The sequence below is a fragment of the Acinetobacter sp. WCHA55 genome (genome assembly GCF_002165305.2).
Classification (GTDB): domain Bacteria; phylum Pseudomonadota; class Gammaproteobacteria; order Pseudomonadales; family Moraxellaceae; genus Acinetobacter.
Genome location: NZ_CP032286.1, coordinates 2,135,881 through 2,148,390 on the forward strand (window position 1 = coordinate 2,135,881; position 12,510 = coordinate 2,148,390).

The window sequence follows — 12,510 nt, forward strand, 5'->3', positions numbered from 1 at the left end:
ATTATGGAAAATTTACAGCATCAAAACGTTCAAACGGAACGTCGTGTGATGTCACGAATCGATGCGGCCTTGAGAATTAACTATCAGATCATTTCTGATGATGTTGCCCTGAATGACCCTTACGATCCTAATTTTGTTTTGCCACGCTATTTTCTACTACTCGCAGAATTAGATCAATTTGATCATGCCCTAAACTACGAATTAGAACAATTATCTGAAAAAGATCAACAAATTGCTCGAATATTATCCCTATTTAATCAAAAATTAAACCTGATCACGGGGTCTTTGTATGACACAATTGTACAAACCATGTTACCTACGCCTGAACATGTGAACTTTTCAGAAAGTGGTTTGAGTTTCTATAGTGAAAAACAAATTCAAGATGGTACTTATATCCACTTAACCTTGAGCCACCCTGAAAACTTCTTCCATATTGCAGCCATTGCACAAGTGGTGTATAGCAACGCAGAAGAAAATGATAAATATCGTACGGGAGCATACTTTATTACCTTGCACCCGCAAGATCGTGTCAAATTGGCTGACTGTATTTCTTTGGCTGTCGAAGATCATTAAAGCCAGAACCTTGGACTAGTTTTGGCTTTTTAACTTTTGGGCAAGCGTCCGACTTGCCTGAAGATCTCTATAAAAATAAACAAACAAACCTGACAGTAAAACCACTGCTCCCAAAACCACCATCATCGAGAGTTTTTCCTGATTCAGCACAGCACCTATAAATAGCGCAATCATTGGTGTCATGACGGTAGTCAATGATAAAGTCGTGGGTTGAATTTTCTGCACCAATTTAAAATAACAAAACATTGCAATCAATGATGCCATGATGACCGTATATAGCAGAGCTAAGCAGGTTTTCAAATCGGGCATTTGCTGCGGCGCATGCTGCCAAATAAACGGCACAATACAGATAGCCACTAATGTCGACACCAAAATTGAACCTGTCGCTTGTGCAATGGGCTCAATATTCGCATTGACTTTTTTCACCCAGAAAATAGAAGCTGCATAAGAAAATACACTGAGTAACATCAGCCCAATTCCAAATGGATGAACATGCTGTGCTGTACCTGCAAGGCAAATGATCGCAAGTCCCAATAGTGCAATACACATTCCAAACCACTGCATCGCACTCAAATAAGTCTTAAAGTAAAAACGTCCGATCAGCCCTGCCATAATCGGTGCTAAGCCAAACATCAAGGCAATCATGCCTGAACTAATATAGTTGGTGGCAACATAGGTAAAAAACTGCGAACCAATCAAGCTAAAAGAACCAGCCAAATAACTATGCCAAGCGACTTTATCGGTAGGGAACTGTCGCTTTAACACTAGTAACAAACAAATAGCCAAAGGCAATGCGATGAAAAAACGTAATACCAATGCCCACAGCATATGTAAATCGGTCACACTCCACACAATCGCTAAAGGCGTTGTGGACCAAATAAAAACCAATAACCCATAGGTTGCCATCAAATTGGTTTTAGAAGACATAATCAACTCGATGCTAAATGGTGGTTTTACGTTTTTGCTTTTGAATGGTTTGGTCTAAAGAACTAGAAAATTCTCGTTTATCACGCTCAGAAATAGGCGGTGGGCCACCTGTTTGAACACCTGCCCCACGTAAGGTATCCATAAAGTCCCGTAAATGCAGTCGAGCTTTAACATTCGCGGTGGTGTAAATTTCACCACGAGGATGAATTGCGATTCCCCCCTTTTCAATCACTTGTGCGGCAAGCGGAATGTCCTGAGTAATTACAATATCATTGGCTTGCATGCGATCGACAATTTCTTGATCAGCCGCATCTGCCCCACTCATTACTTGAATTGAGCTAATGCGAACGGAAGGCGTAATCCCTACATTTTGGTTTGCCACGAAAGTGACTTCAAGCTGATAACGGTCAGAAGCACGTAAAATCACTTCACGTAAAATTTTAGGCAATGCATCTGCATCGACCCAGAGTTTAAATGGCAGCACTGTGCATCCATAAACAAAAGAAACTGCCTTAGTCTAACAAACTCAGTGTTTTAGCATAATAGATAAAACCACTCAAAATCGCTTATACAAAGCTCGCTTCATACTTTTTAAGTATCAAGAAGAAATACTTTGCCTTTTTATCTGCCAAATAAAGTACGGCTTTACTCTTTTTTGATGATTTTCCAGTAAAAATATAATAAAGGACTTGAAATATAGAAATAACCCTCGATTTAATAGGGATATATAACCTCATTCAATCGTGCATATGAACAATCAAAATAGTCCAGAAATAATCACCATTGATGACCAAAACTTTGGTAGCCACGTCGAGCATTGGAGTTTACTCACAGATCACCCTGCACAAGATGTACCCAAATGGTTAGGTTTAGCTTTAAATGCACCAATCATGCCGATGGGTTTATGCCAAACTGAACAAGATATGGATGCAGGTTGCTGGCTCATTCAAGGTCCAAGTCAAGCGGCTGTTCAGCTGACTCAAGTCATCGCGGTTGAAGACAATAAACCCAAAGCTGTTAAAACTGCATTTCCAAGTTTTAATAGCCCCTATAAAGTGTCGGCTGTGGTTGAACGCATTATTCGCGGTCAATCCAACACACAAGCCGTTTTACGCTTGAACTTAGGCAATAACAGTATCGTCTACGCTTATGACAGCCTGTATAGCGTCAATCATGCTCAATACCAAAAAGACCAAACCTATATTGCACATCTGAATGCATGGGCATATGAACTGGAAGCAGTCGCAGAGCACGAGCAACTGGTGGTTGATGACCCTGCATCGATTAAACATCATCGTGCTTTGAACGATATTTTAGCAGCAAACAATGGCATTGCTCCTGCAAACCTTCAAGAACAGATTGATGCATGGGAACCAAAGTCGGATGATGACAAAGAACCTGTGACTGTCGATTTTTCAAAAATGGTCGCTTATTTGTATGGTGAAAAGATCGGTCAGGAAGATGAGGCATGGTTCCAAGGAAATATTGTTGGCAAAACCAACATGCAATTTATGGAACAAGACTACACCTTGCTTGATGTTGCCTTGATTCATGAAGACAACCAACCTGCGACACTGATCCGTATCGCTACTAAAAATCCAGAGTATGCCAACTTTAATATTGGACAATACATTCGCGGCAACATTTGGATTCAAGCCAATATTTATTCATTAAATCAATAATTTATAAAAACAATCCAACGTAAACTCTGCAAGATTGATGTATAGGCTACGTTGGTTTTTTTATATCAGCACGATTTATTTTAATTTGAATTTATTTGTATAAAACTTATCCACACATTTTATTATCTCTTGCTATTTTAAATTCATTTAAAATAGCACTTATCCACAGTTTTAAATTTAATTATCTTATTTTAATGATGAAAAATAGAATTCTAAGTTCTATGACTTTCAGATAGTTAGTTATTGGCAGGTACTGGATTCTGAGTTAATTCAGCATAAACTTGAATATTTAAGTGATTATGTATAGTGGAGATCTGATTATTTTTAATTAGTACTTTATTTAAGCATTTTTTTATGTTAAAAATAAAAACATGCAATAGGATTTTAACGATAATTAAATCGGAATAAAAACTTCCATGAAAATTATGCAAGAAGAAAATATACAGCATGTTGAACATCAATTAGAAAAGCGTTATCAGCTTGACGCTTATTCGTGCATGTTTTTTGTGTTAGGCATGATGATTTCTGCCTACTTCTTACATCAGTTCATCCTGTAACTGATTTCACCTCGCAGCCCAATTCAAAAAAGCCAACTTTGTTGGTTTTTTTATGTCTAGAATATCTTCTACGCCGTATCACTGGATCATTCTTTTCATGTTCTACGCTAAGAAACATGGCACCTACAAAATTACTAATCTCTCATAAGCAAAGTTGCACCCTCCCCCATACTCGTCGCACTCACCTACCACCACACAAATTGCTGAAATGTTTTAGACATTGAGACATACAATAAAAAATAGCAATTTTAGATATAAAAAAACCTGCAAGTCTAAACTTACAGGCCTCTGAAAATACTATAAAAATTAGAACAAACGGTTCATACCATTTAAGGTCGCTACACGATACGCTTCAGCCATCGTAGGATAGTTAAATGTCGTTTCGACGAAATAATTGATGGTATTGTTTGGACTATTCATCACTGCTTGACCAATGTGAATAATTTCCGAAGCGTTATTACCGAAACAATGTACACCCAGCACTTCCAAAGTTTCGCGGTGGAATAAAATTTTCAATTCACCCACTGTGTCACCTGTAATTTGCGCACGCGCCAAATGACGGAAAGAAGCCTGACCGACTTCATACGGAATTTTTTCTTCAGTTAACTCTTGTTCAGTTTTACCAATCGAAGAAATTTCTGGAATGGTATAAATTCCAGTCGGAATATCAACCACAGGTTCTACCCCTACTTCACCGCTCATGTTTGCACCTGCACAACGACCTTGGTCATATGCAGCAGAAGCCAGTGAAGGCCAACCAATCACATCACCCGCAGCGTAAATGTTTTCCACTTCGGTTTGGTATTGGTCATTGACTGTAATTTGACCACGACTGTTTGGTGTAATACCAACATTTTCCAAACCTAAGCCATCTGTATTTCCAGAGCGACCGTTACACCACAAAATAGCATCTGCTTTAATTTTCTTACCGCTTTGCAAATGTAGCACCACGTGATCATCATACGTTTCAAGATGATCAATCTGCTCATTATGGCGAATCAAGACACCTTGTTGACGCAAGTGATAAGACAAGGCATCAGAAATTTCATCGTCTAGATAACTCAGCAATTTGTGCTGTGTATTAATCAAGTCAACTTTATGATCGAGTCCAATGAAAATAGACGCGTATTCACAGCCAATCACACCCGCACCATAAATAATGATTTTTTGGATCGAATAATCGAGGTCTAAAATTTTATCTGAATCGAATACACGCGGATGGTTAAAATCAAGCGCCGCAGGACGGTATGGACGGCTACCCGTTGCGATCACAATTTGTTTGCACATGATCGTTTCTTTGATGCCTTCAGGGCTAAATACTAAAACCGTATTCTGGTCTTGAACATAGGCACGACCGTGGTAAATATCAATTTTATTGCGGTCATAAAAACGTGAGTGTGTATCAACCTGTTGCTGAATCACTTTATGTGCATTTTGAAGCACTTGCTTCATTGTAAACTGACGCCAGTCGCCCATTTTTTTAAACATTGGGTCACGGCGATAACGGATAATACTCGATACCGTTTGACGTAAAGCTTTACTTGGAATGGTCCCCACGTGGGTACAGTTACCACCGAGCTGCTCACGTACATCCACAATCGCTACACGCTTTCCAGATTTGGCAAGTTTCATTGCCGCGCCTTCACCCGCAGGGCCTGAACCTAGAACGACCGCATCGTACTTAACGAAAGTTCCACCAACGACCTCTTTTTTACGTGGCATTCAACGCTCCTTCTTCAAAAACTTATTACTTATCTTAGGCATATTATGACGTAATTGCAGGCAATTTGCTGTATTTAGCTTACATATATTAAGTGATAACCACATTTAGTAAATGAATAGTATTTCCGCCCTATCAATTCGCATTTCCGCTATACTAATACTGCTATTTTTAGCATCTCCCCCGTCAAAAACAGTGGAATAGTTGAATATGTCTGAAAACCGTAAACCTGAGCAGGGTATCAAACTTCGTGGCGCAGAAAAGGTCGCGCGTATACCTGTAAAAGTTATTCCTACGGTTGAAACACCACGCAAGCCGGATTGGATTCGCGTGAAAATGGCAGCACCCGAAGAAGTGCAACGCATTAAATCAACCCTACGTGAACAAAAACTGCATACCGTTTGTGAAGAAGCAGCATGTCCTAACCTACCTGAATGTTTTGGGGGGGGTACTGCAACCTTTATGATTATGGGTGACATTTGTACACGTCGTTGTCCTTTCTGCGACGTGGCACATGGCCGTCCAAATGCACTTGACGCAGACGAACCACGTCACATGGCCGAAACGATTTCAAACTTAGGTTTAAAATATGCCGTGATCACCTCTGTAGACCGTGATGACTTACTTGACGGTGGTGCGCAGCACTTTGTTGATTGTATTAAAGAAGCACGTGCGTTAAGCCCGAATACTTTACTTGAGATTTTGGTACCTGACTTCCGTGGTCGTATGGACATTGCGCTTCGCATTATGACTGAGTGTCCACCTGATGTGTTTAACCATAACATTGAAACTGTGCCGCGTTTATACAAAGCGATGCGTCCAGGTTCAGACTACCAACACTCTTTAAATCTGTTAAAAATGTTTAAAGAATATTGCCCTGACGTTCCAACCAAATGTGGTTTGATGGTCGGTATTGGTGAAACTGAAGAAGAAGTCATTTCACTTTTAGATGACTTGCATGCACACGGCGTTGACTACGTAACGATTGGTCAGTATTTACAGCCTTCAAAAGAGCATGCGCCGATTGACCGCTTTGTTACGCCAGAAGAATTTGAGCGTTACACTGCACATGGCCAAAAGCTAGGCTTTAGAAATATTTGGGCAGCACCGATGGTTCGCTCAAGCTACTTCGCTGACCGCCAATACTATGGCGAACCTGTACCAGCAGTACGTCGTAAAGTAGATCCTGCGAAAAAGATTGCTGTTCAAACGATTGAAGCTTAATTTCCTGTTGTGTTAAACAGTTAAATACAAAAATTAAAAGCCCTCATACGAGGGCTTTTTTATTACGAACTTCGTTCTTTATATTTTTCAATTACGTATTCATACATTTCTAACACAGTTATTGCTCAAAAAACGCCCTAATCTAATTCAAAGTCTAAAATAATCGTGATGCTACACATCACATCAAATTCATTTTATTACACCTTTTAGTCTACGTTCTGTCTTATTTTCCATGAAATTTTATAAAACGTATGACTCACCTCACGGTGTAAACAACGGGAGGTTTCAATGGGCTTCATTTTCGCCATTCTGTTTTTAATCTGTACCCTTTGGGCTATTTTTTATTTTGAAGTCAGTCGCTTACTTGGGACAGCAATCCTTATTTTTGTATCCCTCTTCACAGCTATTTTTATCAATCCGTGGTCATTACTTTTAGGTCTACCCTTAATTATTCTCAGCCTGATTGTGGTTATTGATCCATTACGCAAATCATTAATCACTCAACCAGCCTATAAAGCTTTAGCCAAAGCCATGCCGAGTATGAGCAGTACCGAACGCGAAGCATTAGATGCAGGTACCAGTTGGTGGGAAAAAGAATTATTTATGGGTGCGCCTGACTGGAAAAAATTTGATGGTTATGTCTATCCAACCTTGTCTGCTGAAGAGCAATCCTTCTTAGATCATGAAGTTGAACACCTTTGTGGTTTACTGAATGAATGGGAAATTCATCACCACTTAAAAGATCTTCCTGTTGAAGCATGGCAATACATCAAAGAACAAGGCTTTTTGGGTTTAATTATTCCCAAAGAATACGGCGGTCGTGCGTTTAGCTCGTTTGCCCAAAGCCGCATCATGAGCAAAATTTCTTCACGCTCACTGACCACTGCCGTCAGTTGTATGGTGCCCAACTCTCTAGGTCCAGGTGAGTTGCTTTTACATTATGGAACTGAGGAACAAAAACAACGCTATCTACCAGGACTCGCCAAAGGTGAAGAAATCCCCTGTTTCGGTTTAACCAGTCCCGAGGCTGGTTCAGACGCTGGGGCAATACCTGATACAGGCGTGGTCTGTTATGGCATGTTTGAAGGCCGAGAAATACTCGGTTTACGTATGAACTTTTCAAAACGCTGGATTACACTGGCACCTATTGCAACTGTGATTGGCCTCGCTTTTAAACTCTATGACCCTGATGGACTCTTAGGCGATGCAAGCAAAACTGAATACGGTATCACCTGTGCCTTATTACCTGCCAGTCATGCAGGTGTCCAAGTCGGTGCACGCCATAATCCTGGTTCCCCTTTTATGAATGGAACGGTCGATGGACAAGATGTTTTTATCCCACTTGATTGGATTATTGGTGGGGTTGAAAATGCAGGTAAAGGTTGGCGCATGCTGATGGAGTGCTTAGCTGTAGGTCGCGGTATTTCCCTACCTGCACTCTCCACTGCTTCTGCTGAAATGGCCTATTTAAGCGTCGGTGCTTTTGCCAAAGTCCGCCAACAGTTTAAAATTTCTGTGGGACATTTTGAAGGTGTGCAAGAAGCCACTAGTGATATTGCCAGCGGTGCGTATATGTTAGAAGCTTTTCGCTATATGGTGACCTGTGGTTTAAATGAAGGTGGAAAACCTGCTGTAATGACAGCTATGGCCAAATACTATGCCACTGAAACCATGCGTAAAATTGTCAATCACGGCATGGATGTCGTTGGTGGACGGGCTGTGCAAATGGGGCCACGCAATTTCTTAGCACTGAATTATCAAGCGATCCCCATTTCAATTACTGTTGAAGGGGCCAATATTTTAAGCCGTTCTTTAATGATCTTTGGTCAAGGCTCTATGCGCTGTCATCCTTATTTATATGAAGAGCTGCAACTCCTTCAAGTAGAAGATACTAAAACCGCTTTAGCGCCTTTCGACACGCTACTTTTTAAACATTTGGCTTATACCTTTAACCGAACAGCACGTTCATTCAGCTATGGTATCTTCGGTGGTCCTTCAGATGCTTCCGCACAGACAGATGATTTCTCACGTCCTTTTTACAAAACCATTAACCGTTTCAGTGCCAACTTCGCTTTAACCGCAGACCTTTGTTTAGGCTTACTTGCAGGCGATATTAAACGCAAGGAAATGCTTTCAGGGCGTTTAGCTGACATTCATGCCCACCTATTTATCGCGACCGCTATTTTGAAGTTTTATGAAAAAGGACAACGTAGTGAGGCTGAGCAACAACATGCTCAACTGGCTTTAGAAAAAGCATTCGTGCAAATTCAGGATGCATTTGATGGACTATTTGCAAACTTTCCTATGCGAGTCGCAGCTTGTGTAGTCAAATTTATCTGTTTCCCTTTTGGTCGTGTTGCCCAACAACCAAGTGACCAGCTAAAAACTCAATTAGGACTTGCCATCATGGAAAATAATCCTTTCCGTGAGCAACTGAAACAGCATGTTTTTTACAATACCGATCCAAATGATGTCTTTGGACGTATGGAAAATGCATTCCAAGCAGCATTAAAGATTGATCCGCTGTGGACGAAGTTTAAAAAAGCAGAGTCCAAAGAACAATTTAGAGGCTTAGATTTTGAATCACATATTCAACATGCGCTTGAAACAGGATTCATCAGCTCTGAGGAAGCGGATCAGTTGCTTCATTACAATGCTCAACGCTTCGATAGTATGCTCACCGACATTTTCGACCATGAGCTTGAACAGACACTAGATTTAAAGAATCCCTACCACTCAAAGGCTTCCGATATTCAAGCTTAATCCTCTCATCGGTTTTCGAAACGCCTAAAAGATAAAAGTCCTTTACGGGCTTTTATTTTATCCACATGCTATAAACCATGGAATCGAAACGAAGTTTTAAATCCAATACACGTTTAAACGGTAATAGAACTCTTCTACTTCCAAACGAACTTGATAACCTAGTTGTGTCAGTTCTGCTGAAAAATGACGAATATCTTCTAAGGGTAAATGTTTTGGCAGAACCGTAAATACCGCAGTATTTCCCTGTTTGGCACTCTCCTCGATGAGTGATGCTAAACGTAATTTGTAGATTTCAATATCTAAATATGCTTGGTTGGACATAATTTTTGCCTGTTCGGCATTAATAAAAGCAGCCATATTTTCCTCCAAATTCACCCAAGTATTGACTATGAAACTAACGCAGATCAAAAAATCGTATAACGTGATTTGGTAACACTGTGTAGCCGTTCCTTAGAAAAATAATAAGAAGAATCAAATCGATTTAAAAAGGCAGCGACTGCAATCCAAATTTTTCTATTCATCAAACTAACTAACCGTTACAGAAAAAATAAATAAAGTTACCATCTATTCTATTTAAATAATAATTGTTATCATTTGCAATATTGCTTACTAATACACCAACTCTCTTCCATGAATAGCACCACTCAAATTGATGCCTTGGTTCATTCGGAAAAAGTTCGTCCGAAACCAACCAAAAAGAAAAATGTAGATACCCCCGTTAGCTACCGTCTGATGGTGTTGTACCGATTTGCTCTTGCCTTACTTGGAGGCTATCTCCTTGCAGCACTTTCTGCATTAGCCATTGCTAAAATCTTTATTGCAAATCCTGTGAATGCCGCCATGAGCGCCACCCTCATTGCATTTTGTCTTAACTGTGCTGCCTTTATTTGGGTCTTTATGGTTCAAAAAACCTTAAAAGCAACGCTCGGTATTGCTGTGCCATGTATTGCACTGTATGCCCTACTCAAATTTTTAGGATAGTTTTTCAATGCGTGTTGATCAAAAAGCGGAAGGACCGCGCCAATCCATGTCATGGTTGCATACATGGGCCAGTCTCATTTTAGGGTGGCTGCTGTATGCAATTTTTGTGACTGGAACACTCAGTTTTTTCCAAAATGAAATTTCTACTTGGATGAAACCCGAAACCCATCAATCTATCCCTGCGCAGTCTCAAGTGCAACAAATGCAGGTCGCGCTCAACTATTTACAAAAAAACCACCCTGATGCAGGCAGTTGGAACATTCAACTACCTAACTCACGGCAAACTACGACTGAAGTAACTATTCGTGCCGTTGGTGAAGATCCGAAAGCACGTCGTGGTGGAACACGTATCACCTTAGATAGTGCGACTGGTGAACTGATTGAACCACGGGATACACGTGGTGGGGGGTTCCTGTACCGTTTCCATTTTGAATTGTATGGTTTACCCCGTTTGTGGACGCGTTGGTTGGTCGGGATTGCCACCATGTTCATGTTGGTTGCAATTGTTAGCGGTATCATTACCCATAAAAAAATCTTTAAAGACTTCTTTACCTTTCGCTCAGGCAAAGGTCAGCGTTCATGGCTGGATGCACACAACGCAACCGCTGTTTTTGCATTGCCTTTTCACTTAATGATTACTTTTAGTGGCTTACTGCTACTCATGTTTATGTTCATGCCTTGGGGAATTAACCAAGCGTATGAAAATCGACAACAGTTCTTACGTGACCAACAGGCCAGCATGATTGAGCAGCCCCAAAAAGCTGAAGATCAGCAGAGCGAAGGTCGAAGTCAACGCGAAGGTGAAAGAGCGGATCATGGGGAACGCGGACAGCAACGTGGTGAACATGCTCAAGGTCGGGGTGGGGAACGTCCACAATCCGAACTCAACCCTGCACCACTGACAGACCTAGCACCAATCATGGTGATGGTACAACAACAGTGGAAAGACAATCCAATTGCTTCGATTAACATTATTTCACCCAATACAGACCAAGCCAAAATTGAGTTCCGTGCCTTGCGTGCTGAAAGTGTCGCGCATCGCAATGTGTATGCAACCCTTAACTACAATGGGGTCACGGGTCAAGATGAAACGGATAAAAATATACGGATAAAAAATCCATCGATTCCGAGTGGCATCTATAACGTGGTCACCGTCTTACACGAAGCACGTGGCCTCGACTTAGCACTGCGTTGGTTGCTGTTCTGTTCAGGCATTTTAGGTACGCTCATGGTGGCGACAGGTCTGATCCTTTGGTGTGTAAAACGTGCACCCCAACAGCAGAAACAAGGCTATAAATCGTTTGGTTTCCGACTGGTTGAAGTCCTGAATATTGCGGCCATTATTGGTTTACCTTTAGCCTGCGCTGCATATTTTTATGCCAATCGTTTCATTCCAGCAGATGTAGAAATGCGGTTAAACTGGGAGATTCGTAGCTTCTTTGTAGTATGGTTACTCACTCTGATTTATGCCATTTTCCGTACCCACCGCCAAGCATGGTTAGACTTACTTTTATTGGCAACGCTCGCTTTTGCCCTGTTACCATTGGTCAACTTGATCACAGGCGGTCAAGCTTTATGGAACAGCATTGCACAGGGTCAATGGATGATTGCATCGGTTGATTTAGCTATGTGGGTAATGGCTGTGATTTTCTATTTCGCTTATGACAAAGTTAAAAAACATCAAGGTTTGCCGAACAAAAAAGTGAAAGCACCTGTTCAGGAGGCCAAAGCATGATTTGGTTTCTGATCATTTGGACATTAGCAACCTTAGGTTTTTTTGCTCTTGCCAACAGTATGTCTAAGCACCAAAAGCAAATCTTTGCTAAAGAACTGACACTTCAGCAAACACGCTTAGCAACCACTGTGGGTTGGTTACTCCTCATTGTTTCTTTGCTCATTTGCTTAACACAAGGACATTGGAGCACCGAAATCAGTTATTGGGTCGGCGTAATTAGCTTCGCGGCGTTGTTTGTTGGGCTTTGCTTAAGTTATTTTGAGCAAAAAATTAGGAATATCGCTGTTTCAGTTTTACTCATATTTATATCCAGTCTAACTTTGCACCTAATCTAAGCCTAAAAGCCAA

General features: G+C 40.9%; 12 protein-coding genes. 8 read left to right on the plus strand and 4 right to left on the minus strand.

Translation table 11 applies throughout. The features are described from left to right. Positions 1-3 precede the first annotated feature (3 nt). On the plus strand, positions 4-573 hold the full coding sequence (locus CDG62_RS13170) for a PilZ domain-containing protein (protein WP_087526908.1): 570 nt from the start codon (positions 4-6) through the stop codon (positions 571-573). A 15-nt stretch (positions 574-588) separates the two neighbouring features. On the opposite strand, the gene CDG62_RS13175 is transcribed toward CDG62_RS13170, so the two are convergent. Next, positions 589-1,500, minus strand: a complete 912-nt coding sequence (locus CDG62_RS13175) for a DMT family transporter (protein WP_087526907.1) — start codon at positions 1,498-1,500, stop codon at positions 589-591. A gap of 13 nt (positions 1,501-1,513) precedes the next feature. Further along, positions 1,514-1,984 carry a YaiI/YqxD family protein gene (locus tag CDG62_RS13180; protein ID WP_087526906.1) on the minus strand — a complete coding sequence of 157 codons (471 nt, stop codon included), beginning with the start codon at positions 1,982-1,984 and terminating at the stop codon, positions 1,514-1,516. 265 nt (positions 1,985-2,249) lie between these two features. Here CDG62_RS13180 and CDG62_RS13185 point away from each other — a divergent pair, with 265 nt between their 5' ends. Together CDG62_RS13185 and CDG62_RS19370 are read left to right on the plus strand one after the other, a co-directional pair. Next, positions 2,250-3,182, plus strand: a complete 933-nt coding sequence (locus tag CDG62_RS13185) for a hypothetical protein (protein WP_087526905.1) — start codon at positions 2,250-2,252, stop codon at positions 3,180-3,182. A gap of 416 nt (positions 3,183-3,598) precedes the next feature. Next, the gene (locus tag CDG62_RS19370; RefSeq protein ID WP_004693924.1) at positions 3,599-3,739 is read left to right on the plus strand and encodes a hypothetical protein; all 141 of its coding nucleotides are present in this window, start codon (positions 3,599-3,601) and stop codon (positions 3,737-3,739) included. 306 nt (positions 3,740-4,045) lie between these two features. Here the strand turns inward: CDG62_RS19370 and sthA are convergent, their stop codons facing one another. Beyond that, entirely contained in the window at positions 4,046-5,461 is a 1,416-nt protein-coding gene (gene sthA, locus CDG62_RS13190; RefSeq protein ID WP_004693926.1) for a Si-specific NAD(P)(+) transhydrogenase, read from the minus strand. Positions 5,462-5,669: 208 nt separating this feature from the next. On the opposite strand from sthA, the gene lipA reads away from it, so the two are divergent. Beyond that, positions 5,670-6,683, plus strand: a complete 1,014-nt coding sequence (gene lipA / locus CDG62_RS13195) for a lipoyl synthase (RefSeq protein WP_086208311.1) — start codon at positions 5,670-5,672, stop codon at positions 6,681-6,683. A gap of 288 nt (positions 6,684-6,971) precedes the next feature. Beyond that, positions 6,972-9,446 (plus strand): acyl-CoA dehydrogenase, encoded by a 2,475-nt coding sequence (locus CDG62_RS13200; protein WP_087526904.1) that lies wholly within the window; start codon positions 6,972-6,974, stop codon positions 9,444-9,446. A 96-nt stretch (positions 9,447-9,542) separates the two neighbouring features. On the opposite strand, the gene CDG62_RS13205 is transcribed toward CDG62_RS13200, so the two are convergent. Then, positions 9,543-9,803 (minus strand): hypothetical protein, encoded by a 261-nt coding sequence (locus tag CDG62_RS13205; RefSeq protein ID WP_058869316.1) that lies wholly within the window; start codon positions 9,801-9,803, stop codon positions 9,543-9,545. A 273-nt stretch (positions 9,804-10,076) separates the two neighbouring features. Between CDG62_RS13205 and CDG62_RS13210 the strand changes: the two genes are divergently transcribed. Genes CDG62_RS13210 through CDG62_RS13220 form a run of 3 tightly spaced genes read left to right on the plus strand, consistent with a single transcriptional unit; the run spans position 10,077 to position 12,497 of the window. Beyond that, a complete protein-coding gene (locus tag CDG62_RS13210; RefSeq protein ID WP_087526903.1) occupies positions 10,077-10,427 on the plus strand; it encodes a hypothetical protein in 351 nt (116 codons plus the stop codon). 7 nt (positions 10,428-10,434) lie between these two features. Continuing rightward, positions 10,435-12,162: a PepSY-associated TM helix domain-containing protein gene (locus CDG62_RS13215; protein WP_087526902.1), complete on the plus strand. Its 1,728-nt coding sequence runs from the start codon at positions 10,435-10,437 to the stop codon at positions 12,160-12,162. Then, positions 12,159-12,497 (plus strand): DUF3325 domain-containing protein, encoded by a 339-nt coding sequence (locus tag CDG62_RS13220; protein ID WP_087526901.1) that lies wholly within the window; start codon positions 12,159-12,161, stop codon positions 12,495-12,497. The genes CDG62_RS13215 and CDG62_RS13220 overlap by 4 nt, the downstream gene beginning before the upstream one ends. Positions 12,498-12,510: the final 13 nt, after the last annotated feature.

Bases quoted from the DNA above. Each gene is read 5' to 3' on its own strand.
- CDG62_RS13170 (WP_087526908.1), top strand. From the start codon at position 4: ATGGAAAATTTACAGCATCAAAACGTTCAAACGGAACGTCGTGTGATG.
- CDG62_RS13175 (WP_087526907.1), bottom strand. From the start codon at position 1,500: ATGTCTTCTAAAACCAATTTGATGGCAACCTATGGGTTATTGGTTTTT.
- CDG62_RS13185 (WP_087526905.1), top strand. From the start codon at position 2,250: ATGAACAATCAAAATAGTCCAGAAATAATCACCATTGATGACCAAAAC.
- CDG62_RS19370 (WP_004693924.1), top strand. From the start codon at position 3,599: ATGAAAATTATGCAAGAAGAAAATATACAGCATGTTGAACATCAATTA.
- sthA (WP_004693926.1), bottom strand. From the start codon at position 5,461: ATGCCACGTAAAAAAGAGGTCGTTGGTGGAACTTTCGTTAAGTACGAT.
- lipA (WP_086208311.1), top strand. From the start codon at position 5,670: ATGTCTGAAAACCGTAAACCTGAGCAGGGTATCAAACTTCGTGGCGCA.
- CDG62_RS13200 (WP_087526904.1), top strand. From the start codon at position 6,972: ATGGGCTTCATTTTCGCCATTCTGTTTTTAATCTGTACCCTTTGGGCT.
- CDG62_RS13205 (WP_058869316.1), bottom strand. From the start codon at position 9,803: ATGGCTGCTTTTATTAATGCCGAACAGGCAAAAATTATGTCCAACCAA.
- CDG62_RS13210 (WP_087526903.1), top strand. From the start codon at position 10,077: ATGAATAGCACCACTCAAATTGATGCCTTGGTTCATTCGGAAAAAGTT.
- CDG62_RS13215 (WP_087526902.1), top strand. From the start codon at position 10,435: ATGCGTGTTGATCAAAAAGCGGAAGGACCGCGCCAATCCATGTCATGG.
- CDG62_RS13220 (WP_087526901.1), top strand. From the start codon at position 12,159: ATGATTTGGTTTCTGATCATTTGGACATTAGCAACCTTAGGTTTTTTT.